At 40.9% G+C, this 23150-nt stretch carries 26 protein-coding genes and 1 pseudogene; 26 read left to right on the top strand and 1 reads right to left on the bottom strand.

Going from position 1 to position 23150, the window contains the following annotated elements; all coding sequences use genetic code 11:
* From FNZ60_RS10090 to relB, 3 genes and pseudogenes are all read left to right on the top strand, one after another.
* Nucleotides 1-118 (top strand): annotated as a pseudogene (locus FNZ60_RS10090) (single-stranded DNA-binding protein); the annotation flags it as partial.
* A gap of 54 nt (nucleotides 119-172) precedes the next feature.
* Nucleotides 173-667: a hypothetical protein gene (locus tag FNZ60_RS04165; RefSeq protein WP_142416436.1), complete on the top strand. Its 495-nt coding sequence runs from the start codon at nucleotides 173-175 to the stop codon at nucleotides 665-667.
* Between the two features lie 97 nt (nucleotides 668-764).
* On the top strand, nucleotides 765-992 hold the full coding sequence (gene relB / locus FNZ60_RS04160) for a type II toxin-antitoxin system RelB family antitoxin (RefSeq protein ID WP_142416435.1): 228 nt from the start codon (nucleotides 765-767) through the stop codon (nucleotides 990-992).
* A gap of 26 nt (nucleotides 993-1018) precedes the next feature.
* Here the strand turns inward: relB and FNZ60_RS04155 are convergent, their stop codons facing one another.
* On the bottom strand, nucleotides 1019-1723 hold the full coding sequence (locus FNZ60_RS04155; protein ID WP_142416434.1) for a hypothetical protein: 705 nt from the start codon (nucleotides 1721-1723) through the stop codon (nucleotides 1019-1021).
* A 294-nt stretch (nucleotides 1724-2017) separates the two neighbouring features.
* On the opposite strand from FNZ60_RS04155, the gene FNZ60_RS04145 reads away from it, so the two are divergent.
* The 23 genes from FNZ60_RS04145 to FNZ60_RS04040 all read left to right on the top strand — a co-directional run bounded on the left by FNZ60_RS04145 (nucleotide 2018) and on the right by FNZ60_RS04040 (nucleotide 23079).
* A complete protein-coding gene (locus FNZ60_RS04145) occupies nucleotides 2018-2344 on the top strand; it encodes a hypothetical protein (protein WP_142416433.1) in 327 nt (108 codons plus the stop codon).
* Nucleotides 2325-3650: a PBSX family phage terminase large subunit gene (locus FNZ60_RS04140; RefSeq protein WP_142416432.1), complete on the top strand. Its 1326-nt coding sequence runs from the start codon at nucleotides 2325-2327 to the stop codon at nucleotides 3648-3650. The genes FNZ60_RS04145 and FNZ60_RS04140 overlap by 20 nt, the downstream gene beginning before the upstream one ends.
* Nucleotides 3635-5686, top strand: a complete 2052-nt coding sequence (locus FNZ60_RS04135; RefSeq protein WP_142416431.1) for a portal protein — start codon at nucleotides 3635-3637, stop codon at nucleotides 5684-5686. Before FNZ60_RS04140 ends, FNZ60_RS04135 begins: the two co-directional genes overlap by 16 nt.
* A gap of 16 nt (nucleotides 5687-5702) precedes the next feature.
* Nucleotides 5703-6617: a hypothetical protein gene (locus tag FNZ60_RS04130; protein ID WP_142416430.1), complete on the top strand. Its 915-nt coding sequence runs from the start codon at nucleotides 5703-5705 to the stop codon at nucleotides 6615-6617.
* A gap of 98 nt (nucleotides 6618-6715) precedes the next feature.
* Nucleotides 6716-7858 (top strand): N4-gp56 family major capsid protein, encoded by a 1143-nt coding sequence (locus FNZ60_RS04125; RefSeq protein ID WP_142416429.1) that lies wholly within the window; start codon nucleotides 6716-6718, stop codon nucleotides 7856-7858.
* A gap of 45 nt (nucleotides 7859-7903) precedes the next feature.
* On the top strand, nucleotides 7904-8335 hold the full coding sequence (locus tag FNZ60_RS04120; RefSeq protein WP_185913474.1) for a hypothetical protein: 432 nt from the start codon (nucleotides 7904-7906) through the stop codon (nucleotides 8333-8335).
* Between the two features lie 71 nt (nucleotides 8336-8406).
* Nucleotides 8407-9102: a phage adaptor protein gene (locus FNZ60_RS04115; protein WP_142416427.1), complete on the top strand. Its 696-nt coding sequence runs from the start codon at nucleotides 8407-8409 to the stop codon at nucleotides 9100-9102.
* A complete protein-coding gene (locus tag FNZ60_RS04110) occupies nucleotides 9102-10559 on the top strand; it encodes a hypothetical protein (RefSeq protein ID WP_142416426.1) in 1458 nt (485 codons plus the stop codon). The genes FNZ60_RS04115 and FNZ60_RS04110 overlap by 1 nt, the downstream gene beginning before the upstream one ends.
* A 41-nt stretch (nucleotides 10560-10600) precedes the next feature.
* On the top strand, nucleotides 10601-10984 hold the full coding sequence (locus FNZ60_RS04105) for a hypothetical protein (protein WP_142416425.1): 384 nt from the start codon (nucleotides 10601-10603) through the stop codon (nucleotides 10982-10984).
* A gap of 1 nt (nucleotide 10985) precedes the next feature.
* Complete coding sequence (locus FNZ60_RS04100) at nucleotides 10986-12041, top strand: tail fiber domain-containing protein (RefSeq protein ID WP_142416424.1); 1056 nt, start codon at nucleotides 10986-10988, stop codon at nucleotides 12039-12041.
* On the top strand, nucleotides 12038-13936 hold the full coding sequence (locus tag FNZ60_RS10085) for a hypothetical protein (RefSeq protein ID WP_246054709.1): 1899 nt from the start codon (nucleotides 12038-12040) through the stop codon (nucleotides 13934-13936). Before FNZ60_RS04100 ends, FNZ60_RS10085 begins: the two co-directional genes overlap by 4 nt.
* 253 nt (nucleotides 13937-14189) lie before the next feature.
* The gene (locus tag FNZ60_RS04090) at nucleotides 14190-16340 is read left to right on the top strand and encodes a hypothetical protein (RefSeq protein WP_425456832.1); all 2151 of its coding nucleotides are present in this window, start codon (nucleotides 14190-14192) and stop codon (nucleotides 16338-16340) included.
* On the top strand, nucleotides 16340-17302 hold the full coding sequence (locus tag FNZ60_RS04085) for a transglycosylase SLT domain-containing protein (protein WP_142416423.1): 963 nt from the start codon (nucleotides 16340-16342) through the stop codon (nucleotides 17300-17302). Before FNZ60_RS04090 ends, FNZ60_RS04085 begins: the two co-directional genes overlap by 1 nt.
* Nucleotides 17295-18275 carry a phage tail protein gene (locus FNZ60_RS04080; RefSeq protein ID WP_142416422.1) on the top strand — a complete coding sequence of 327 codons (981 nt, stop codon included), beginning with the start codon at nucleotides 17295-17297 and terminating at the stop codon, nucleotides 18273-18275. The genes FNZ60_RS04085 and FNZ60_RS04080 overlap by 8 nt, the downstream gene beginning before the upstream one ends.
* A 9-nt stretch (nucleotides 18276-18284) precedes the next feature.
* Entirely contained in the window at nucleotides 18285-18536 is a 252-nt protein-coding gene (locus FNZ60_RS04075; protein ID WP_142416421.1) for a hypothetical protein, read from the top strand.
* Nucleotides 18537-18566: 30 nt separating this feature from the next.
* Nucleotides 18567-19895, top strand: a complete 1329-nt coding sequence (locus tag FNZ60_RS04070; protein ID WP_185913472.1) for a hypothetical protein — start codon at nucleotides 18567-18569, stop codon at nucleotides 19893-19895.
* A 50-nt stretch (nucleotides 19896-19945) separates the two neighbouring features.
* A complete protein-coding gene (locus FNZ60_RS09890; RefSeq protein ID WP_210243980.1) occupies nucleotides 19946-20578 on the top strand; it encodes a hypothetical protein in 633 nt (210 codons plus the stop codon).
* 15 nt (nucleotides 20579-20593) lie between these two features.
* Nucleotides 20594-21259 carry a lysozyme gene (locus FNZ60_RS04065; protein ID WP_142416420.1) on the top strand — a complete coding sequence of 222 codons (666 nt, stop codon included), beginning with the start codon at nucleotides 20594-20596 and terminating at the stop codon, nucleotides 21257-21259.
* Complete coding sequence (locus FNZ60_RS04060; RefSeq protein ID WP_142416441.1) at nucleotides 21256-21483, top strand: hypothetical protein; 228 nt, start codon at nucleotides 21256-21258, stop codon at nucleotides 21481-21483. The genes FNZ60_RS04065 and FNZ60_RS04060 overlap by 4 nt, the downstream gene beginning before the upstream one ends.
* Nucleotides 21416-21619 (top strand): hypothetical protein, encoded by a 204-nt coding sequence (locus FNZ60_RS10080; protein WP_142416419.1) that lies wholly within the window; start codon nucleotides 21416-21418, stop codon nucleotides 21617-21619. The genes FNZ60_RS04060 and FNZ60_RS10080 overlap by 68 nt, the downstream gene beginning before the upstream one ends.
* The gene (locus FNZ60_RS04050; protein ID WP_185913470.1) at nucleotides 21612-21830 is read left to right on the top strand and encodes a hypothetical protein; all 219 of its coding nucleotides are present in this window, start codon (nucleotides 21612-21614) and stop codon (nucleotides 21828-21830) included. Before FNZ60_RS10080 ends, FNZ60_RS04050 begins: the two co-directional genes overlap by 8 nt.
* A gap of 30 nt (nucleotides 21831-21860) precedes the next feature.
* Nucleotides 21861-22646: a DNA adenine methylase gene (locus FNZ60_RS04045; RefSeq protein WP_142416417.1), complete on the top strand. Its 786-nt coding sequence runs from the start codon at nucleotides 21861-21863 to the stop codon at nucleotides 22644-22646.
* A 64-nt stretch (nucleotides 22647-22710) separates the two neighbouring features.
* Nucleotides 22711-23079, top strand: a complete 369-nt coding sequence (locus FNZ60_RS04040) for a helix-turn-helix domain-containing protein (RefSeq protein WP_142416416.1) — start codon at nucleotides 22711-22713, stop codon at nucleotides 23077-23079.
* Nucleotides 23080-23150: the final 71 nt, after the last annotated feature.

The raw sequence follows: 23150 nt of genomic DNA, 5'->3' as shown, positions 1-23150 counted from the left end.
TTTGCTTGATGCAAAAAAAGAGCAATCTACTCCTCCACCCGTTACTTCTCAAAATTATGCTGTTGCTTCAGGGGCAGCCGATTATAGCGCATCTTATAATGACAGCATGCCATTCTAATTGAACAATATAGCAAAAAGAAAAAAATGTGGATGCTTACAGATTGAGAGATCTATGAGAGAGAAAAAATATTGTGCTTCACGGGTCATACCGTTTCCGGAACCTATTAATCAATTAGCAATTGAAATGCGTGCAAAGCGCTACTGCTTAACTTTACAAGAGGCAAAAAATCCACTTGCTGGGTCTTATATCGGGCGGCTGTGTTTGCAGGGTTTACTTACTCAAGAGCAGTATGATGCTGCGCAAAAATATCTTGAAGTGAGAAATGACTATTCGTGTGCAAAAGGTTTGCCAAGCGCTGTTTATGACGAAATGCCGTCATCTTCTGATGAGGCAGCAAGGGAAAAATGGGTTGAATTGGCAACAGAACAGTTTTCAAATATGCAAGAGGCGATAAGAGAGGAACAATGCCTCTATAGACAGTATAATCTTCATGCGGCTTTACAATATCTTGTCGTAGAAGATAAAGAGCTACCATATCTTGTAAGTTCGTTGCGTATTGCTCTGAATGCTCTCCAGGAATATTTTGACCAAAAAAATAAATGGTAAATGTTTTTACGTAGTTTTTTGCAGCGTGGCGTGAAACGTTTTTCTGTACAATACGTTGTATTTGTATTACAGTGAATACAAATATGAGGATTGCGTTATGACAATATCTATTCGTTTGCCAAGTGATCTTGAAACACGTTTAAATAATTTAGCTGCTAAGACAGGACGTACAAAGTCTTTTTATTTGCGTGAAATTATTGAACGTGGAATAGAGGAAGCAGAGGATTATTATTTAGCTTCACAGGTCAGAGAGCGTGTTAAAAGAGGAGAGGCACCTTTTTATAGCTCTGAAGAGGTAAAGAAAGAGCCTGGCTTGGACGATTAGATATGAGAAGCTAAGGAAATTATCTATTATAATGTTTCAAAAGATGTTGACTGTTGTTCTAATAATTCTGCTATAAATACTGCGTGAAAAAAGCTACATAATACATATATGAATATTTCAAAGCACGCTATATAAAATACAGTTCCCATAGATATAATTTCGCAAAACTGAATCCAAAGAATTAATATTTGTAGTAAGAATAAATTCGGTAGCAATTGGATTCTATCTTGGATTGGTGCTATACAGACTGTAAGAGGAAGAGTAAGCATTAAAATAATTGCTCCTACCAAATAAGGCGCAAAGGAGTGGGGAAAACATGTGGCAATTATATACGATGTAGAAAACATAATTATTAAAGTTGCTGCTGCTGCGAAATAGGATAATCCCGCTAAACGCAAGAGTAAAAATAAACTGTGTTTGGCAAAGCGAAAATAATAATCTCTTGTTTTTTCTCCGCTTTTTTTCTTAATTGCTCTATGTTTTTTAAATTCTTCTCGTTTTTCAATGATTTCGTTCCATTTGCTTTTATCCTTTGCAAAGGCATAGTCAATAGTTTCTACTGTTGGTGATATTATTGTTAATAGTACGTTTCCTACTATACTTAGTAAGGTGATTAAAGTTTCAAATATGCCCTTTAGTAATAATCCAATACCGTAAATTAGTAATATAATAATACTAATTAATATCGGGAGTATTAAAATAAAGATTGCAACTTTTATGAAAAACCACATTTTCCCCCCTTTTTTATTAATCATCAGTCGTATAATTGATTCGTTTAGATGAGGCAATTACGAGATTTTAGCTATTAAAGATACCATATTTAGATAAAAAATAAAAAAATATACAATATCGTGATTTTTTTGTTGACATGGTGTGAATAATGGTGTTTTATAGCGCTGCTGTACTGGTCGAATTGCGTCTAAAATTACAGTAGAGAGTTTCTCATTAAACCCCCTTTATGATGATATGATTGTTTAGAGCCCTGCGTTTTGCGGGGTTTTTTGTTATCTGGAGATAAGTATTGGATGACAGCAGAAAATACAAAGATGACTTCGCAACTAAAAAGAATGCCCCCAAAAGCAGGGCAAGGGCGTGTTAAAGGTGTACCCAATAAGACGACACGCATTTTAAAAGAGGCAGTGATTAAAGCAGCGGAACGGGCAGGAAGTAAGTATGGCAATGAGGGGTTGATCTCTTATCTGGAAAAGCAAGCAGTCAAATGCCCCGCGGCTTATTTAGCGTTGCTTGGTAAGATCTTGCCTTTGCAAGTGACGGGGGAAGATGGGGGCGCAATTAAGATGATAGGGCGTGTAGAAATAGCGCCTTTGGTTCATGACAACAAGACAGATTAAGATTGTACCAAAGCTTATTCCACTTTTTGTAGGGGATGCTTTGGTCAGAGCAGCTTGGGGTGGACGAGGATCTGGAAAGACAAGATCATTTGCCTTGATGACGGCTTTAAAAGGCTATCAATTTGGTATGGGAGGGATATCGGGGACTATCCTTTGTGCACGTCAGTTTCAAAATTCGTTGGCAGAAAGTTCATTAGAGGAAATTAAGCGCGCGATTGAAGCCCATGACTTTTTACAGGACTATTACAAGGTTGGTGAAGCTTCGATTAAGTCGAATGATGGTCGTATAGCTTTTCAGTTTTCTGGACTAGACCGCAATATTGCGAGCATCAAATCGATGGGGCGTATTTTGCTCTGTTGGGTTGACGAGGCAGAACCCGTGACAGAGACAGCTTGGCAGACGCTTATACCGACGTTGCGTGAAGAAGGAGAGGGCTGGAGAGCAGAGTTATGGGTGACATGGAACCCATTACGGGATAACGCCCCGGTTGAAAGACGTTTTCGCTTTTCAGACAATGAAGCGATTAAACGTGTTGAGATTAACTGGTCGGATAATCCGAAGTTTCCCAAGATCTTGAATGAAGCGCGGCTTGATGACCTAAAAAACCGCCCCGAGACCTATAAACATATCTGGGAAGGGGCTTATCTTACAGCGGTACAAGGGGCTTACTTTCAAAAGGAGATGTTGGCAGCCGAGCAAGAGGGGCGGATAGGGCGTGTTGCACGTGACCCATTAATGCAGATACGCGCCTTTTGGGATATCGGGGGGACGGGAGCCAAAGCAGATGCCACAGCGATATGGATAGCACAATTTGTTGGCAGAGAGATCAGAGTGCTGGATTATTACGAGGCACAAGGGCAGCCCTTATCAGAGCATATCGGTTGGTTACGTCACAATGGTTACGAGAAAGCACTGATGGTGTTACCCCATGATGGTGCGACCAGAGATCGTGTGCACAATGTGAGTTTTGAGAGCGCTCTCAATGATGCGGGTTTTGAAACGCAAGTGATCCCTAATCAAGGAGCCGGTGCTGTCAAAATGCGGATAGAGGCAGTGCGACGTATATTACCTTCTGTTTGGTTCAACGAGGAAATGACTGTAGCGGGTCGTAAGGCATTGAACTGGTATCACGAGAAATGGGATGAGAAGCGGAATATAGGGTTGGGGGCAGAGCATGATTGGTCGAGTCATGGTGCAGATGCTTTTGGATTGATGTGTCTTACCTATGAAGCACCACGGATTAAATCACAACAAGAACGTTATCGCGCTACAGAAAGAGAAGCGGCATCATGGATGGCATTCTAAGTCATAATTTAAAGAAAACAACAGATTTTGATGAATATGCGCTCTATAGGCGCTTAAAGTCTTGGTATAAGGAAGATGTTGATCATGTCAATGAATGGCGTGAAGAGGCGCGTGAGGATTTTGATTTTTATAATGGTCGTCAATGGGCAGAGGAAGATCTTGCTGTTTTAAAAACACAACGCCGCCCCGTTATGACTTTTAATCGTATTGCACCCCTTGTGAATGCAATTGTTGGGGCAGAACGCAATAACAAGCGTGAAGTGCAATTTCAACCACGGCAAGTAGGAGCAGCAATATCCAATGAATTGTTAACGGGAGCAGCAGAATGGTTTCGTGATGAGGCAGAGGCGGAATATGCCGATTCCGATGCTTTTCAAGATATGGTCATTTGTGGCATGGGCTGGACCGATACACGGCTTGATTATGAAACCAATCCCGAAGGAATGCCAACTATAAGGCGTTTAGATCCTCTGAAAATGGTATGGGATGCGAATGCTGTAAGACCTAATCTCGTTGATGCACAGCGTATGTGGTATGTTGATCGCAAGCCCATTGAGGATGCTAAAAGCCTTTTTCCTGATATCGCCGTTGAAGACCTTCATGCGGATTGGGCGGTTGATAGTACGACAGATTTTGAGGATTATCATGTATCGGATGCCTATCATGAGAATTCCAACGGGGCATCTGTATCAGAGCCGTTTTTGGGAAAACAGTATGTCACGCTTGTTGAATGTCGTTGGTTTGAATATGAGATGACATACAAAGCGCCTGATCTTCAAACAGGGCAGATGCGCGATTATAGCAAACAAGAGTTTGAACAACTTCAAAGGTTGGCACCACAGCTACAAGGGGTGCGTTTTAATAAAAAAATAGTCAAGCGCGCTTTTTTAGGACGGCGTCTTTTGGCAAAACCTGATAAACCATTAGCGCCTGATGGACAGCTTGGCTGGGAATGCATCACAGGGACGTTGGATAAATTAAAGAACCAGTTTTACGGTATTGTTCGTCCCGCGAAAGATCCACAAAAATGGTCAAATAAATATTTTAGTCAAGTCATGTATATTTTGAATAGTCAAGCCAAAGGTGGTTTGATGGCAGAACGAGGGGCGTTTGATGATGAGCGGCAAGCACTAGAAAATTGGGCACGAACTGATGCAATTACTTGGGTTAAAAACGGGGCGCTTACAGGAGGAAAAATCCAACCAAAACCAAGTGCACAATTCCCTAGTGGCTTTTTTCAGTTGTTTAATGAATCGCGTGAAGCAATAACGCATGTAACAGGATTATCGGCAGAGTTTATCGGAACACGGGAGGTTAACCAAGCCAATGTGTTGGAAAATACACGCCGGCAATCAACACTTAATTTGCTTGCAGGGTTGTTTGATAATCTTAAGCTTTATCGATGTCGACAGGGAAAGATTATCCTTTATCTGATTCAAAACTATCTTTCCGATGGGCGTTTGGTCCGTATTTCTGGACCAGAAAATGCGCAGTATGTACCCTTAACCCGTGAAGCTGTAACGACGCTTGAATATGACATTATTGTTGATGATTCACCGATAAGCCCCAATGAAAAAGAGAGAACTTTTGCGGCAATTACGCAGATGTTGCCGTTGCTTGGTGGTTTCATAACACCGAATATGATTCCAGATCTTCTCAAACTTTCACCATTGCCGGCAACATTGGTGGCAAGTTTAACAGCTAAGGCAGAGCAGGCACAACAAGAACAGCAGCAACAGCAGATGATGCAACAAAGTCAAGGAGCACAAATATCTCCAGAGCAACAGACAAAGATTGCAGCTTTGCAACAGGAAGCACAAGCAAAGGGAACGCTTTATCAACTTGATGCACAGCAGAAGCAAGTAGCATTACAGCAGAAAAATATTGAGCTTTTCTTAAAACAAGAACAGGCGCGCATGCAGCTTGAATTACAAAGAGCAAAGAATGAGATAGCGCAACGCGACCTAGAGCGAAAGGCGTATCGAACCCAGTTGGAACAGTATCGAGCAACAACCGAAAGAGCGCGAATCTATTAAAGGAGCAAAAGAGAATATGGAAGAAGAGTTTACACCTGAAGAGCAAGCAATTTATGATGAACAATTTGCAAGTGAGCCGCATGTTGAGCTTGTCGAGCCTGAACAAGTAAGCCAAGATTTTGAAGAAGAAGAGAACTCTGAACAGCCATTAGCAGAGCAGTCTCAACAGCAACCAAGTGATGACACATTAGAGCAAGAACGCCAAGCGCGCCAAAAAGCAGAGCAAAGCGCCATGGAAGCGCGTGAACTAGCAATAGAACTGGCGCAAAAATATGCAGCAATACAAGAAGAAGCAGCGCGACGTTCTGATGAACAGATTCCAACACTTGAAAATGATCCAAGAGCACATATTGCATGGCTTAGTCATAAGGTACAGGAACAACAGAAATTGCTTGATGAGTTTTCTCTCATGAGAGAGAGCCAAGAGCGTGCAAGGCAAGAAGAATATGAACGACAGCAATTAGGGGATTATTTTGAGGAAGCCAAAGCGCAGGTGCAAGATAAATATCCAGATTTAGACAGTATCACCGATTATCTTTATGAAATAGCAGACAATACTCTACAGGCGCAAGCAAGTCTTTTTCCGCAATGGAACGACCCCGTGGCACGGCAACAACAAATTGGTGTTGAATTGCGTCAAATATGCCAGCAATGTCAAAAAGTTGGTATCAATCCCATAGAGGTGCTTGTGCAAAAAGCAAAGGCTTTTGGTTACAGTGGAGCACCAATGAAGGACGAAGGAGGGGGAAGGGACGAAGTGGAAGCCCTTCAAGAGCGTTCTCAAGCAGCGCGGACACTTACTGCGCGCGGAGGGCAAGTTCCAACGGGGGGTATGGATGTGAGAACACTCTTTTCCATGCCAGAAGCCGAATTTGCTGTATGGGTTGAGAAAAATCCCGAAAAATTTGAACAAATTATGAGCAGAGCGTGAAGAGTGGCGCGAAGGCACGACAGAGATAGCCAAGTGATTGTTGTCATTTGGTTATGCCGCAAGGCGAGTTTTAAAAACCAAGAAAGGCATTGTTTGAGATGGCAGTAACACAAGTAAATCTTAATGACCCATTAGCCGTTGGCGTGTGGGCTAAGATGCTAAACACAGAGACTTCAAAAGCGTTACCAATTGCACCGCTGATGGGGAAAGGAAAAAACAGCGTTATCCAAGTATTGGATATGCTAGGGAAAAGTGCTGGTGACTCCGTTACAAGTGGATTACGTGTTCAACTGATGGGGGATGGCGTTAGTGAAGGACAAACGCTGGAAGGCAATGAAGAAGCACTACAATTTATGAATGAAACGGTACGCATTAATGAGCTTTCTCATGCGGTGCGTGTCAAATATGAAGGCACCATTGATCAACAACGTGTTTTATTTAATATGCGGACAGAAGCAAAAGATGGGCTTGTTGATTGGTATGCAGACCGTTTAAGCTTGATGTTCTTCATTCAGGCAACAGGTTATACAGCACCATGGATTCATTTTGAAGGGCGTACCATAACGCTTAAACCGGTTCATTATGGCTTTAATGCACCACTAGAACCAAGCAAATTGCGGGTTATTCGTCCAGCCAAGAAAAAAACGGATGAAGAGCTTACAAAAGAAGATACTTTTACATTAGATCTTATAGATAAAGCTGTTGAACGCGCTAAATTAGCAAATCCACGCTTGCGTCCGGTTCGTGTTGAAGGAAAATCCGCCTATGTGATGTATCTTCACCCAACACAAGTAACCCAATTGCGTACCAATACACAAAGTGGTCAATGGTTGGATATTACCAAAGCAGCTTATGAGGGTTCACGGTCTAAAAATCCTATCTTTGATGGCTCTTTGGGTATGTATAACGGTGTCATTTTACGTGAAGCTGAACATGTACCAAATGGTGTGAATTCAAAGACAGGGGAGCCACTGGCGTCTGTTCGTCGTGCTGTTCTGCTTGGGGCACAAAGCGTTATTATGGCTTATGGACGCGCTGGTAATGGAGCAACAGGAGGCAATGGAAAAGGGGCAACACGTTATAAGTTGGTCGAAGAATTATTTGATTATCAACGTGAATTTGGTGTGGCAGCAAAAACCATTATTGGCATGAAAAAGTCACGCTATGTTTTGCCGCATTCTGATCAAGGGGGACAAGACTTTGGCACGATTGTTATCCCTTCTTTTGCTGAAATCAGCTAACAATTTTAACTTCTTTAAAGGATGACAATGATGGCAGAAAAACCTATGGCAGAAAAGTCACCAAGTATACAGGAAAATGATGAAACAGTTGCTATGATCGATGAGGGGTTGCCTCCTATTTTACAAGGACGCAACAATTGTACACAGCAGGTTAGTTTTTGTCGAGCGCGTGTTCAATGTACAGACCAAGGGTTGATAACGAAAATTGGTGTTCTACCCCGCGGGGCTTTTATCAAAAGCATTACCGCTTACGTCATAGAGGATTTTGAAGACGTAACAGCTAATTTTGGAAAAGAGCCTTATGGTAATGATTATGGAGAGACAAATCTTTCGCAATCTAACGATGGTAATCTGTACATTCCTGCGGAGACACGAGATGTTCCATTAGAATTTGAAAATGCGATTTATATGACACGAGATAAGAAAAGCACCAAAGGGGAGGCAGAGGTGATTGTTGAATTTTACACCAATCGCTAAAGGCAGAGGAACATGAAAGACAAGGGGGGCGTTTGTTCCTTTCGTCCCCCAAATGTTTGGAAGAGGGTGATATGACAATAATCATACAGACAAGTGGTCCGATTGGAGAAAAAGGGATTATTTTTCCTCATGAGAAAAATTTCGCTCAGATGGTGAATGATATTCAAGATGAGATAGATGATCAAACGGATGAATATGTAGATCAAATTCAAAAGGCGATATTTTCTGCTTTACGCTTTTGTGAACGATTACCCTTTTATTTTAATGAAAGCCGAGAAGTTGTTTTGACCACTTTAAAGGGGAAAAGCCGTTATGGAGCAGCGGAAAATCCAGTTATTCCAAAAGCTGTACGTATTGTTGATGCTTATATTTATGAGGATAATCACAACAAATCAAAGCTTTTGCATGTAGATCCTCTTGTGATGGAGGGGGTAAATGATTGTAACAATGGCATGCCTACGCAATACAGTTATTTTGAACAAAAGCTTATCTTATATCCAACCCCAGACCGCGTCTATTCTATCAGGCTTATTCTTGATCCTATGAGGATAAAAGATATTGAGAGCACACAAGAAGCTTCAATATGGTTTTTAGAAGCTTATGAACTGATCAAAACCCGCGCAAAATATGAAATTTATACGAATATTATTAAAGAACCACAGATGGCAACAGCAGCTTTTGCTATGTTTCAAGAGCAACTTGATGCGCTTAAAATTGAGACTTCACGGCGCAAGAATTTGTTAAAAATTCAACACACGGATTTCTAATGACTTTTATTCCTATTGCTGAGTTTAGACCAGATGTGGCATTTATTAATAGTGGTTATTCCAATGAGATAGTGAACGTTTTACCAGCCCCTAATTCCTATATTCCATTTCCCAATGTTGCACCGGTTTCAGAGCCTTTTCCCGATGTTATTTTAGGGGTCTATGCTGTACGGTCATTGAGTGGTGTACGCATTATTGTAGGTTCACCGACAAAGCTTTATGCCTTTGATAACAGCACACGGGGCTGGAAAGACATTAGCAAGTCTGGCATTGAATATCATGCCAATGAAACGGCACCTTGGTCTTTTGCTGCTTTTGGTGATTATATCATTGCTGTTAATAACAATGATGCACCGCAAGTACTGTCATTAAAGACGTCGGAAAGATTTGAGGATTTAGAAGGAAACCCTCCACGTGCTGGGCTTGTGCGTATTTGGGGAGATTTTGTCTGTTTGATGAAATTAACAGACAAGCCCAATCGTGTTCATTGGTCTGGTCTTAATGATGCAACACACTGGAAGGTTGGTGAGAAAAATTGCGATTATCAGGATTTTCCAGATGGCGAATATGTGCAGGGTGCAACACAAGCAACCAATCCGCTTATTTTTATGCGCTCTGCCATTTATCATGGAACCTTTGTTCCAGGGTCTAAAATAATATTTAGCTTTGTAAAGATAAAAGATAAAATAGGAGCCAAAAGCAGTACGGCAATTGCAAGTCGTGGCGATTATACTTTCTTTGTTTCCGATGATGGTTTTTATCAAATCAATAGTACCGGTGAAATGTTGCCTATCGGTTTTGGTAAGGTCGATAAGACTATCTTTACGCTTTACAGTAACTTTGCCATTGATGAGATAAACGCTTGTATTGATCCGGTCTATTCACGTGTTTATTTTTCTATAAACGACGATATTATGGGGATGAATATCTATGTTTATGATTGGTTGCTACAGATATGGAGCGTTATTAGAGGACAAAAACTTCTCTTATTTCCTCTTTTTGCAGCCGGATACACCTTAGAAGGGTTAGACGAAGTAAAAGAGCGTTTGAGAGATTTACCGGCTTCTCTTGATAGTAAAATGTGGCAAAATGGCGCGCCAATATTGGGAGCATTTATTCCCAATAATACCTTTGGTTTTTTTGCAGGTCCGCCTATGGAAGCTGTCATTACTTCACAAATTGTGGGGGATACAGGAAGACAGATAAATCTGATGAGTGAAGCTTTTGTTCAAGCAGATACGACAAATGGCTTTTTAAGTGTTGGGGCTGCTTTTATCATTGATAATAGAAATAAATTAAATTGGGCGAAAGAACGTTATGCGGGCTATAGCAGTGGGATGTACAATATCCGCTCTAGGGCGCGTTATCATGCTTTGCGACTTAGAATACCTGAAGGCACGCCATGGACTCATATAACAGGCTTTGATGTGACATTGAAACCCGCAGGCATAAGATGAATTTCAAAATTTATAACACGGAAAAATGGAGTGCTGAAAAAATGGCACCCTATTTAGATAATGTTATCAAATCAATATCTTATTTTCAAAAAAAGTTTCCTGATGACTATACCACGCAGAGCATTTTAAACGATATTTTGAAAGGGGAAAAGCTTCTTTGGATTATCGTAGATGAGAATGAAAACTTTATGGCGCATGTTACAACAGAACTACAAGAACTCGTTACTGGAGTTTTGCGGGCGGTTATTGTCACACTTGGGGGAAAAGGAGGGAAGACATTAGCAAAGCTTATTTCCCAAATTGAAGCCTATTATAAAGAAAAAGGAGCGAAAGAGCTTATCATTATCGGTCGGCGTGGGTGGGAAAAGTCGCTTAAATCGCATGGATATTTCGTTAATCTTTTAGAATATAGAAAGCAGCTTTAATATGGGAAAAAGTTCAAAACCAATTCAGACGACGCAAAATACCACACAAACAAATGCACCACCTGAATGGGCAAAAGGTATCTTTCAACGTGCAGCTCAAGATGCCATGAATTTTTATAATCAAGGCAGCGGAAAGGCTGTTTATGAGGGGCAGCGTGTTGCAGGTTTAAGTGATCAAACAAAAAACGCGATTAATGGGCTGAATAACAATGCCTATAATTATCAAAACAGCACTTTAAATGGATTGGCAACAGGACAAAATGTCACAAGCAAAAATTTGAATGACATGGCTTCTGGGCAGCAGATAGGCAATAATCCTTATTTTAATGAAGCCCTTCAAAACGCTTTAAACAAGGCAACAAACTCTATTAATAGTTCTCTAGCAGGAGCAGGGCGTTATGGTTCTGGGGCGCATACGGGTGTTTTGGCAGATGAGTTGGGGGGTATAGCAACAGGGGCATTGTCACAGCAATATAACCAAGACGTCAACAATATGATGAATGCCAATAGTCTTATTGATCAAGCCAATCAAAATCAGTTGGCTGGTGCTAATAACTTTTTTCAAGGTCAAAGTCAGGCAAATATCAATGCTTTGGCTGGTGGTAGTTTGATGGATGCTAATAAGCAACGTCAATTAGATGAAGAGCGCCAAAAATGGGAGCAGAAGAACAATCTTGATTGGGATCATTTAAGCAAGTTGCTTGCAGCGGGGGGAGCTGTTGCTGGAAACTATGGAACACAAACGGGGCAGACAACACAATTTACGCCGCAACCAAAACCCAATCCATGGGAAATTGTTGGAAATGTTGGAACCATTCTTGGTACTTTTGCTGGGCTTAGCGATAGAAGAGCGAAAGAAAACATCACAGAAGCTGGACAGAGAAATGGCTATCAACTCTATGAATATAACTACAAGGGCTTTCCAGAGCGTTATCGTGGTGTGATGGCACAAGACCTTTTGAGGACAAAACCTGAAGCGGTTATCTATAATGATACCACAGGCTTTTTGCACGTTGATTATGGAAAACTTGGATTTGAAATGGAAAGGGTGCAATGATGTTTTTGCGAGAAGAATTAAATGCACTAGAGCGTGAAAAAGCCTATAGAAAGCGCAAAGCATTGGAACACGCTGCTTTTAGTAGAAACCCTTTTGAGAAAACTGAAGGGGAAAATAATCCACAAAAACTGAATCTTATAGAGCTTATTCGTGGGACTGAAGGGGGAACACAAGAGGTAGGGAAAAAAACGCCAGCAGAGTTAATTATGTCTACGGATGATTTAAAACGCCAAATGCCCCCTTTACCGGATGTTTCAAAGGATACTGTTAAAATACAAGAAGCACCAGAGCAAGATACACGTGGTTTTGCAGAGCAGAGCGGCATTCAATCAATGATTCTTCAATCTCCATTTGTTGCCAATATTGATAAACCGAATGAAGATGAAGCAGGGCGACAACAAAAAGAGGCGATGAATTATATTGCTCAACTTAATGAAAAATCTATGGCAGAAAAACCTTTGGAAAATGATTCAGAAAATGATCAAGAAAGTTTTCTTAAGGCGCCGATACCAGAAGAAAAATCTTTGAATGCACATTTGCCAGAAGAGGAACATTTAAGTGCAAGTGATGGTCTTAAACAGAAAACAGATTATATAAATTCACTTGATAATTTTGTACAGACAGGTGCAAATCCAAAGAGCTTATGGGACCGTTTTAGACATTCAGAATTTTCCGAGCATTTAATGGATTTTTTTGCGGGGCTTGCGTTAGGAAGAACACCACGGGAAAGTTTTTCAAATGCATCTATCCTTATGCGGCAGGGCAACAAGGAACGTGCACAACATCAACAAACTTTGCAATTTTTACAGTCTAAAGGATATAGTGATGAAGATGCGCAAGCGATTATGCAATATCCAGATCTTGCCATGAAAATGATTGGCAGTACGTTAAGTCCTCAAGCAAACGATAGTCAGAAAACTTTAGAGTTTTTGCGTTCAAAAGGGTATAGTGATGAAGATGCACAAGCGATTGCACAGTATCCAGATCTTGCTCAAAAAGTCATAGGGAGCACGTTAAGTCCTCAAGAAGGTTATAGAACACTCACAGCAGAAGAAAAGGCAGAACAGGGATTGCCAGAGGATATGGCTTTCCAAGTTTCAACAAGCACAGGGAAAATTATACCCGTACAAGGGGGACAGCGTTCTACAGCTTCTGGATTAGGAGGGGATATGAGTAGCATGCTGTCAAAGCCTGAAGCTGGCTATATGTATGTTAAGGATGAAAATGCAGCCGGTGGTGTACGTGCGATGCTAATTACGGGCAGTGGTGCAGAGCATAAATTAATCCAAGAGCAGAAGAAGCAGGAGCGTGAAGAACAGCAATTGCAAATGCAAATTCTGGAAACAGCGGATAGGTCAAATCGTATACTCTCGGCATCTAAAGAATTGCTAGAAATTGTTGAGAAACACCCACATGTTGTTGGTTTCACGGGTTCTTTGGGGTCGTTTGTTCCTAATTCTAAGGCAAAAGATTTTGGTCATATGCTTGATTCATTAAAGGCAAGTATCGGGCTTGATGCCTTGAGAAAAGCAAAAGCATTTTCACCAAATGGCGCATCTGGCTTTGGGAATTTGTCGAATATGGAATTGCAAGCTTTACAAAACTCTGTAGCGGCACTCTATCAAGATCTTACCGCAGAACAGATGAAGAAATCTTTAAAAACCGTTATCGATACTTTCAATAAATCGAATGCAGCAACGCGGGCAATTCTTTTTGGTGGTGCAGAGGCAACATACGAACTTGTTCGCGCTGCTTATGGGGAAGATGCTTATAAGAACAATAATACGCAGCAAGAGCGAAATATGCCGGAATTCGTAACACGAGCAGAGCAAGTAAAAGCGATGAAAGAAGGTCAAATTTTTATTGATCATAATGGCTACATTAGAAGGAAATGAACAAATGGCTGAATTGAGACGCCCTATTCCTGATAAAAATGGTGAAATTGGTGAAATTATTGGACATATTTCAGATTTCAAAAATGGTAAGAATCCCCTTATTAACTCTGTTGATAAGGAGTTAATTGATACCAATTATTACAATTCTCCTATTATTGGTCATATTACCGATAAAGATATATGGGGAAAAATTGCAGCAGCCCAAAAGAATGATCCATTAAAACAGCGTCAAAGTGTTTTGCCAAATGAAACAATGACAGAAGAAGAGGGGCCACACCCAAGTGCTACTGGTGCTCTTGGTTGGGGAGCACTTCACGGGTTAACCTTAGGCTATGATGATGAACTGGCGGGAATATTAGCGGCAGGACCTATTAATTATTGGAGGGGAGATAAAGATGCGGTCAAAAAATATAATGAAGTGACAAAGCGATGGCGGGATTATCAAAGAGCGGCGAACCGAGATCATTTTTATGCGTCTCTTGGCGGGAATATAACCGGTGCTGTAGCGGGCATGTTTGGTCCAGGACTTATTGCGCGCGTACCCGCAGGAATAAATGCTGTTGCTCGTTCTGCGCTTGCTCTTTCGAAAGGTCGATCAGCAGCAATGGGGGCAAAAATAACCGGTAAAGCTTTTTTAGACGGGACAAAACAAATTGCAAGATATGCAGTAGAAAAAACAGCAGGGAATCAAACAGCAGCTGCAGGAGCACAAATAACCAGTAAAGCTTTAGCAGCAGGAGAAAGGGCGTTGCAATCTGCTCTAGTAGAGGGAGCAGAACGAACAGCGGCAAAGGCGGCGGGTGAAGCGGCGATGAAGGCTGTAGCAAGTAAAGAGGCGGCAAAGTTTAGCTTAGGGCGTGCTGTAAAAACCGGCGCCATTTATGGAGGGATAGCAGGCAGTGGTGAGGGTGAGGGGCTTGGAGATACTTTAGTGTCTGCTGGGTTTGGTGCAGGGTTAGGTGCTGCAACGCCATTTGTTGCCAGTGGTGTATCAAAAGTAACACCTTTTATGACAAAATCACTTAAAGCAGCATTGAGAGGTCCTATAAGTCCAGCTGAAATGGCGGCAAAAGCAGCGCAAATGCCAGAAAAAGAGGCATTTCAAATAAGCAATAGAGCACTTAGAGATGTAAGCCGCACCTTAGGGGATGAAGGTGTTGATAAGCTTGAGAGTGCATTAAGACAGCGTGGTCTTGATTCAATGATTATTGATCTTCATGATGGTCTTTCTGCGAGAGCTTTTAGGGCGGCAAAAAAAGATTCTGATACCTATTCACTCATAAGTAATCGTTTGAATGAAAGACAAGATGCGAGTGCTACACGGGTAAAGGATGCATTGACAGAGGCTATGGGGGCTAAAGTAGATACACTTGATTTAAAGAAAGAAATTATCAAGCAGGCACAGAAAAAAGCTGAACCATTTTATGAAAGAGCAAAAGCTTCACCCATTTCCAATGCTGTTCGTGAAGATTTATCGCGCTTGCAAGAAACCCCCGCTTTCCAAAAAGCATACAAAAAAGCAATTGCACAAATGCCCAATGAAGTGGATGCAAACGTTATAGGGAGCAATGGATATCCAAAGCTGAATATGCGGATTTTACATAAAATGAAAGAGGTTTTGGATGACCAAATTAACGCTGCTCGTATCAAAGGAAAGTGGGGATATGCTCGAGATTTGACTGATTTCAAACAACGCATTTTGGATGTTTTGGATACGTCATCTCCAGATTATACGAAGGCACGGAAAATTTATTATGACGAGCGTACTATCGGGGATGCCTTAGAACAAGGAAAACAAGCTCTAAAGAAGAATGTTGATCTTGATACAATCAACAGTCAACTTTCAGATTTGGGGTTAATGGAAAAAGATGCCTTTCAAAAAGGTGTACGATCGCAAATAGAGCATGCCGCTGGTAATGCAAGGAATTTTGAACATAATCTTTTGAGTTTGTTTGACACAAAAAATGGTCAAGAAAAATTACAGCAGGCTTTTGGTGAGGATAAAGCAAAACAGCTTATGAAAATTTTACGACCAGAAGTGGAAAGAACAAGGCTTTTTGCACGAATGCCAAACCATATGGGGGAAGCCGAAGAAAAGGCAGTAGAACAAGCCGTAAGTGGAGGAAAGCTTCACCTTATCAAGGCAGCCATAACAACTTTCGCAAGAGAATGTTGGCGCAAACTCTTAGGCGTTCATAGAGAGACTGAAAGAGATATTGCGGCTCTCATAACAGCGCAGGAAAAAGGGGAGTTTGGGTTGGCAAGAGAAAAAGCCGTTGAATTAATTAAGAAGTTTCACGAAGCGGAAAAGAAACGCTTAATCACTAAAGAAGATCACACAAAATTCATTAATTTCCTTGGCATTATTTTGAATAGCAGTGCTGATAGAACGGTTATAAACTAATGATCAATTTTCATCCCAATGTGCAGCGTGCCATTTCACAGGCAGCAGAAAAATATGGTTTGCCAGAAAGCTTTCTTGAACGGGTAGCCATAATAGAAAGTAACGGTAATCCCAATGCAAAAAATAACAAAAGCAGTGCAGGGGGACTGTATCAATTTCTCGATTCAACAGCAAAACAATATCAACTCAATGATAAGTTTGATCCCTTTCAAGCAACCGATGCTATGGCACGGTTAACGAAGGACAATACACGTTATTTAGCCACAGCATTAGGCAGACAGCCTTCAGAAGCAGAGCTTTATCTTGCACATCAACAAGGACCAGCAGGGGCTGTAAAACTTATCAAAAATCCAAAGATGCCAGCAAGCCAACTTTTAGGGCGTCAAGCAGTTGTCCTTAACGGGGGAAATGGGGAAGCAACGGCAGGGGATTTTATGAATCATATTTATGGGCTTTACAATAAAACAGCAGAGGCTTCGAATGGTATGACACAACAAAGCCAAGGCAATTGGCAGAGTGCACCAAATGAAGTCTCTCCTTTGCGTGGGATTGAAAGGCTGAAACAGGCGGTGCAGGGTGATCAATCAATGGCATATGATATGGAATTACCAAACAGAATAATGGCACCAGAAAGTGGAGGTGATCTAACAGGACAGGCTATGAAAACCCTGCCATTGCAATCAAATGCTGTTGATACCGGTGCTTTAAAAAAGGGGATGATGAATCTGGTTGATTTGATCAGACACAATGCAGATGCACAAAATCAAAAAGAACAGATGATACACCAGCAAATGATGCAACAACCAATGATAGCAGGGTTTTCTTCATCTGGAGCGCACCCTACCGATTTAACGCCCTTAATTGATCCGTCAAGGCAAAAGCCTACGCATGCATATGGGCGGCAAAAAGAAGAACAATTACGGGAAGAGTTATTAAGAAGGATGGGGGTTTATAATGTCTGATATTTACGACTGGTCATTGATAGCTGATAAAAATGCTCATTCAGATAGAACGATTAATTGGGCTGAAGGTCAACCTCCTAGTTCTGTTAATGATAGTGCACGGGTGATGATGCAGCGTGTGCGTGAATATCTTGCAGATAATGGCGGCTCTCTTAATGCAAAGTTTATTGTGAATACAAAAGACAAAACAACATCAATCACACTTACGACGGCTTCATCTATAGAAAAATATAAAAACGATATTATTGTACGCTTTAAGGCACGGGGTGTAAATGTAGGACCTACAACAATAAATATAAATAATATAGGTGCAAAGCCGCTTTATAAAATAACGGCTACCGGTGTTATTCCGTTAGAAGGGGGAGAATTACAAACCAGTGGTATTTATGAAATTGTCTATAATGATGATGCCCCAACAAAAGAATGCGATGGTTGGTATCTTTTAAATCCTACACCTTTGCCACCACCAAAGATAGAAACATTCCCTTCAGGTTTTATTGCGACATTTGCGATGCAACGCGTACCAGATAATTGGCTTTTATGTGATGGTGCAATCTATGAACGCAAAGATTATCCGCAATTGTTTAAAGCAATAGGGGATAAATGGGGGAAAGAGAGCGATACAACCTTTAAAGTTCCAGACTTTAGAGGCATGTTTTTGCGCGGCTTTGATGATGGACGCGGTTTTGATACCGGTAGACAATTTGCTGATATACAGAAGGATTGCATAAAATCACATACACATGTTGCTACCATTGAAGAAGCAGGGCAGCATACACACAAGTTTCAGTATAAAGGAGTGGGCTGGAGTGCCAATGATATTGGTAGAAGAAACCCCTCTTATCACTATGAAGTTATTACGGGAACAACAGATCCTGCTGGTGCGCATACGCACAAAGTATCTCTTTCTTCAACAGGTGAAACAGAAACACGCCCCGTTAACGCGACAGTGGTTTATGCCATAAAAACATGAGGTTTTCCGATGATCAATCATTTATCCGCTATTGATGATATTGCGGACGCGGAACAAATTCGCGTCCTTTTTTATGCGAGCAATCAAATGGTTCATGCCCCTTTAAATAAGGTTCTTGATCTTATTAAAAACGATAGACAGCATGATCTTTTAAGCGCTTTGGAAGACTATCAAAAAGCGACAGACAAACGCATAGAGACCATGCAAAAAACCATTGATGAATTGCGATTGCAATATCGCATGCTTCACACTCAGTCTTAAAAAACAAACTTACTTAAGGAATGAAATGCGATGCCTCTTTCCTATCATACACATACATTTAAGCTTGAACCAGCAACAAAAGAAGAAGTCAAAGAAGGGATTTTAGACGATATCGTTCTTGCTCCTATTTCTGTTGGAAGTGCTGCGGCTTATCAGGTGGAATATTTTGCGACTGCTGCTCAGGGAAAAAAAGCTGATGATGCGGTAGCTAAAAGAGATATTGGAACACTTGCTTACAAAGATAAGATTACTGTTAATGATATTGAAGTCAGTGGTGAAGCCCGTGAAAATACGATTTTATCTGGCGATGGTTGGATAAAGATATCGCCTTTGGGGATTGGTGATATGAAGACGAGCACATATGATCCAAATCATGTAAAGGCAGATGCATTTTCTATGGAAAATATGAGTGAGGGTCTTACAAAAAAGATCTTAACTCAAGAGGAAAGAGCAAAGTTACAGTGGCTAAGCCCTACACAGCCAACAACAGAAAAGTGGTATAAGGCAAGTGAAAGTGTTTATTATCCTATATCCCCCTTAGATCTCAAAAATACGATCACTTACTTTGCCTTATCGAAAACACTTGGTATGTCAAAATCAGTTTATGATCCGGATAAAATAGCAAAAGATGCTTTTGATATGGATCATATGAAAGAAGGGAAAAAGCATCTTATACTCACATCTCAAGAACGTGCACAGATTACAAAAATTGATAAAGTTGAAAATGATGTACAACATGCAGAGGAAATTGCACAACAAGGGATACATGCAGCCAATGAAGCAAAAGATGTGGCAAATGGTGCATTAAATACAGCAACCGATGCAAAAGCTTATGCTTTAGATTCACAAAAGACCGCTAAGATTGCACAAGAAACAGCGGATAAGGCAAAAGCTGATGTTATCATTGCACAAAAGACAGCCGATAAAGCGCAAGATACAGCGTATAAGGTGCAGAAGAAAGTTGATCTCATTCAACCTCTTGAAAAACAAGATTGGATTGATGGTACAAAAACAGTTGATGCATTGATATCTCCTATCGATTTGCTTGCTTCAATTAAAGCCAATAGCTTAAACAATAGTGGTGGAAGCAACGGTAACGACAGCAATAATAGTGGATATAGAAAACCTATTGAAATCCTTATGACAGAAAGTGGCGATATCCCTTGGCCAGAAGGAACGACTGATGAGACAGAACTTGAAATATGGGCTTGGGGTGGTGGCGATGCTGGGGAAGATAGTCTTTATGGCGGCTATGGCGGTCAAGGTGGTTGTGGTGGTTGTTGTACGTATGTAAGAACAAAGAAAAAATTTCTTGGAAAGAGTGCAGTGCGTATTGGAAAAGGCGGAAAAGCTTCGTAGTCGTCCTGCAGGCGATAGCACAGTAGTTGGTCAATTTATTAGAGCTTTTGGTGGAAAAAGCACAAGTAAAACCTTATCAAAAAGGCGTGTTTAACGGTGAAGATGCTAAAGATGAAGATGGCGGTCGTGGTGGAGATGGCTTTCTTGGCGGTCATGGTGGAGGGGGTGGTTATGGTGGTGGCATTGGCGGTCGTGGTGGCGATAATTTTTTATCTGATGGTGGTTGGGGCGGTCGTGGCGGCGGCGGTAAAGGCGGTCATGGTGGTGATGGTGGGAGTAGTGTTTATGGTTTAGGCGGTCATGGTGGCGGTGGTGGGAGTAGTGTTTATGGTAAAGGCGGTCATGGTGGTAATGGTGGGAGTAGTGTTTATGGCGGCGGCGGCGGCGGCGGCATTGGCGGTCATGGTGGTGGAACTGTCAGTAAAGACGGTAAAGGTGGTGATGGTGGGAGTAGTGTTTATGGCGGCGGCGGCGGTGGTGGCGGTAGTTATTATAATGGTCAAGTTGGTAATGGTGGGCATAGCATGTGGGGCGGTCATGGTGGTAAAGGCGCTTTAGCTCCTAAAGAGAGTAATGGACTTTATGGTGGTGGTGGTGGTGGTTATTTTCCCGGAAAAGATGCTACGTCCTCCTCTTGTGGTGATGGTGGTGATGGTGCTGTATTAATCAAGGTATATTTATAGAATGGAATTGGAACGATGGTACGGAAAATAAATAAAGATTGTCTCGATTGCTTAAAAAGATGGGAAGGTTTGCGATTACATGCTTATCAAGATGTCTCTGGTGTTTGGACAATTGGTTATGGACATACGGGGAAAGCTGGTAAGCCAGCGGTTGTTGAAGGCATGGTCATTACAGAAAAAAAAGCTGAAACCATGCTTTTAGCGGATTTGCGGCAATATGAACAAGCTGTAGAAAAAGCAGTTGGTGTGATTTTGAGTGACGAGCAGTTTGGTGCTCTTGTTTCCTTTTGTTATAATGTAGGCATTACAGCTTTCCAAAATTCGACACTGCTTAAGAGACTTAATAAAGGCGATTATGAAGCAGTGCCAACCGAATTGCAGAAATGGACGAAAGCGGGAGGCAAACGTCTCCAAGGTCTCGTACACCGGCGTGCAGCAGAAGCAGGGTTATGGGCGAAAGGGGCTTATATTTCCTCTAATTATCAAACAGTGCAAACCAAAGAACCAACAAGCTGTTTCAAAGCAGAAGCTCTTGCACCCATTATTGGTTCTTTTTCAGGTTTTGGTGGTTTTTTAGCGGGCAATGGTCCAGTGCAATGGGCTTTCGCGACCATTATGGTTTTAGCCGCATGTGTAGGCATTATCTTAGTGGCAAAACGTTTTCAGGAGCAGCGTTTGTGATCTTATGGATGAAAAAAAATCTCATGCTAACAGGTGCGGCTTTAGCCGTTTTTTTTATGGCTTTAGCCAAAGCTTTTCACCTTGGTAAAAAAACAGAACAACGTAAGCAAACAGAGAATAACTTAAAGGCAGCGAGCACACGGTTTGAGGTAGAAAATGAAGTTAATCGGAAAAGTGATGTTGATGTGCGCTCTGAACTCTCTCGTTGGATGCGCGATAAATAAGCATGTCTCTTGTGTTGGTTGGTTACCCATTTATTTGGAAAAACAAGACGTTATTGTTGTCACTCCAAACTTAGCAAGAGAGATTTTAAAACATAATAAGCAAGGTGAACGCTTGTGTGGGTGGAAACATGGTTAGAAAAAAAACGACAAAACACACAAAGCTTACAGAAGCAGAAAAAAGAATGCTTCAAGAAATGATGCATACCTATCAAAATATGAAAGTAATGTCACGTTTTATGAAATGGATAGCATTTTTCATCTTTTTATTGATTCTTGATTTTGCACGTCTCATGGATGCGGTAGATAATGTTATTGCGCATTTAAAGCAGTGGTTTTCAAAGAATTAGAACACATAAAACTTTTTTCCTTTAAAAAATATGACAAAACAAGATTTTACACAGACACTGTTTGCGTGGATGGGTGGAAAACACTATCTACGTAAGAAAATTATACCGATTTTAAATAGTATTGATCATGAAACCTATGTTGAACCGTTTTTAGGTTCAGGGGGTATTTTCCTAAACAAACGACCAGCAAAATATTCAGTTATTAATGATTTGAATGGAGAGATCACGAATCTGTTTCAGTGTGTTCAAAATGACTTTGATGATTTAGCCAAACGATTGGAGTGGTTTGTTTGTTCAAGACAGTTGTTTTTTGAACTTGCGGCTATTGATCCCAATAGCCTTACCAAAGTTGAAAGAGCGGCGCGCTTTTTATTTCTTCAACGTTGTGTCATGTATGGGAAAAAAGATTACGTATCATTTGGCTTTGCAAGAAAAAAAACGATAAGCTTTAATCCCGACAAGCTTTTAGCAAGAATGCGACGTGTTAGACAGAAGCTTCTTGATACGGTTATTTTAAATTTATCATGGGAACGGGTTGTTGAACTTTTTGATGCACCCGATAGTTTATTTTATTTAGACCCGCCTTATCTTGTAAAGAAGAAATGTTATAGCTCTGGGAATTTTGTTAAAGATGATTTTGTGAGTATGGCAAAAGTTCTCAAAGGCATTCAAGGTAAATTTGTCTTGAGTCTGAATGATTGTGATGCGGTTCGAGAGATCTTTAAAGATTTTGACTTTTTAGAAGTTGATACCGTTTGGACGGCGGGTATGGCAAAAAAAACACCTCGAAAAGAAGTCATTATTCGCAATAATTGAAGCAAGATTCGAAAAGATTTGTTAGAATCAGAGGAAATATTTCTTCTCTAACAGGACTTTTTATATGCTTACATCTTTTGGTAAAATTTTACGCAAACTTCGTATTGATCACTCAGAACGACTCTTAGATATGGCTGAGAAATTAGATATATCTGTAGCATTTTTATCTTCAGTTGAGATTGGCAAAAAATCTGTACCCGTTGGCATGGAAGAAAAGATCATCAAGCTCTATGCTTTAAATAAAGATATAGCTTTTCTCTTAAGAAAAGAGGCTGATTCTTGCCGTAAGAGTTTTACAATAAAGCCTTCTGATTCATTTGGGCGTGAAGTCGTTGGCATGTTTGTTAGAACTTTAGAAAATTTTTCACAACAAGATTTGAAAGAATTCAAAAAATTATTGGAAAAAGTTGGCAAAAAGGAAAGTGCCTTTTAGGTATAGGTTTGAAACTTCTATTCCCGAACCTTTATTTACTTATCCCGCACCTTAAAAAAACATCTATAAAA

Origin of the sequence: Bartonella massiliensis (assembly GCF_902150025.1) — a bacterium.
In the GTDB taxonomy this organism is placed as follows: domain Bacteria; phylum Pseudomonadota; class Alphaproteobacteria; order Rhizobiales; family Rhizobiaceae; genus Bartonella; species Bartonella massiliensis.
The sequence above is the reverse complement of the archived record's forward strand: the minus strand, read 5'-3'. Positions and strand labels throughout refer to the sequence as shown.

What these genes read in the sequence shown, in the direction of transcription:
- FNZ60_RS04165 (WP_142416436.1), top strand. Translation starts at nt 173, where the DNA reads ATGAGAGAGAAAAAATATTGTGCTTCACGGGTCATACCGTTTCCGGAA.
- relB (WP_142416435.1), top strand. Translation starts at nt 765, where the DNA reads ATGACAATATCTATTCGTTTGCCAAGTGATCTTGAAACACGTTTAAAT.
- FNZ60_RS04155 (WP_142416434.1), bottom strand. Translation starts at nt 1,723, where the DNA reads ATGTGGTTTTTCATAAAAGTTGCAATCTTTATTTTAATACTCCCGATA.
- FNZ60_RS04145 (WP_142416433.1), top strand. Translation starts at nt 2,018, where the DNA reads ATGACAGCAGAAAATACAAAGATGACTTCGCAACTAAAAAGAATGCCC.
- FNZ60_RS04140 (WP_142416432.1), top strand. Translation starts at nt 2,325, where the DNA reads ATGACAACAAGACAGATTAAGATTGTACCAAAGCTTATTCCACTTTTT.
- FNZ60_RS04135 (WP_142416431.1), top strand. Translation starts at nt 3,635, where the DNA reads ATGGATGGCATTCTAAGTCATAATTTAAAGAAAACAACAGATTTTGAT.
- FNZ60_RS04130 (WP_142416430.1), top strand. Translation starts at nt 5,703, where the DNA reads ATGGAAGAAGAGTTTACACCTGAAGAGCAAGCAATTTATGATGAACAA.
- FNZ60_RS04125 (WP_142416429.1), top strand. Translation starts at nt 6,716, where the DNA reads ATGGCAGTAACACAAGTAAATCTTAATGACCCATTAGCCGTTGGCGTG.
- FNZ60_RS04120 (WP_185913474.1), top strand. Translation starts at nt 7,904, where the DNA reads ATGGCAGAAAAGTCACCAAGTATACAGGAAAATGATGAAACAGTTGCT.
- FNZ60_RS04115 (WP_142416427.1), top strand. Translation starts at nt 8,407, where the DNA reads ATGACAATAATCATACAGACAAGTGGTCCGATTGGAGAAAAAGGGATT.
- FNZ60_RS04110 (WP_142416426.1), top strand. Translation starts at nt 9,102, where the DNA reads ATGACTTTTATTCCTATTGCTGAGTTTAGACCAGATGTGGCATTTATT.
- FNZ60_RS04105 (WP_142416425.1), top strand. Translation starts at nt 10,601, where the DNA reads ATGGCACCCTATTTAGATAATGTTATCAAATCAATATCTTATTTTCAA.
- FNZ60_RS04100 (WP_142416424.1), top strand. Translation starts at nt 10,986, where the DNA reads ATGGGAAAAAGTTCAAAACCAATTCAGACGACGCAAAATACCACACAA.
- FNZ60_RS10085 (WP_246054709.1), top strand. Translation starts at nt 12,038, where the DNA reads ATGATGTTTTTGCGAGAAGAATTAAATGCACTAGAGCGTGAAAAAGCC.
- FNZ60_RS04090 (WP_425456832.1), top strand. Translation starts at nt 14,190, where the DNA reads ATGACAGAAGAAGAGGGGCCACACCCAAGTGCTACTGGTGCTCTTGGT.
- FNZ60_RS04085 (WP_142416423.1), top strand. Translation starts at nt 16,340, where the DNA reads ATGATCAATTTTCATCCCAATGTGCAGCGTGCCATTTCACAGGCAGCA.
- FNZ60_RS04080 (WP_142416422.1), top strand. Translation starts at nt 17,295, where the DNA reads ATGTCTGATATTTACGACTGGTCATTGATAGCTGATAAAAATGCTCAT.
- FNZ60_RS04075 (WP_142416421.1), top strand. Translation starts at nt 18,285, where the DNA reads ATGATCAATCATTTATCCGCTATTGATGATATTGCGGACGCGGAACAA.
- FNZ60_RS04070 (WP_185913472.1), top strand. Translation starts at nt 18,567, where the DNA reads ATGCCTCTTTCCTATCATACACATACATTTAAGCTTGAACCAGCAACA.
- FNZ60_RS04065 (WP_142416420.1), top strand. Translation starts at nt 20,594, where the DNA reads ATGGTACGGAAAATAAATAAAGATTGTCTCGATTGCTTAAAAAGATGG.
- FNZ60_RS10080 (WP_142416419.1), top strand. Translation starts at nt 21,416, where the DNA reads ATGAAGTTAATCGGAAAAGTGATGTTGATGTGCGCTCTGAACTCTCTC.
- FNZ60_RS04050 (WP_185913470.1), top strand. Translation starts at nt 21,612, where the DNA reads ATGGTTAGAAAAAAAACGACAAAACACACAAAGCTTACAGAAGCAGAA.
- FNZ60_RS04045 (WP_142416417.1), top strand. Translation starts at nt 21,861, where the DNA reads ATGACAAAACAAGATTTTACACAGACACTGTTTGCGTGGATGGGTGGA.
- FNZ60_RS04040 (WP_142416416.1), top strand. Translation starts at nt 22,711, where the DNA reads ATGCTTACATCTTTTGGTAAAATTTTACGCAAACTTCGTATTGATCAC.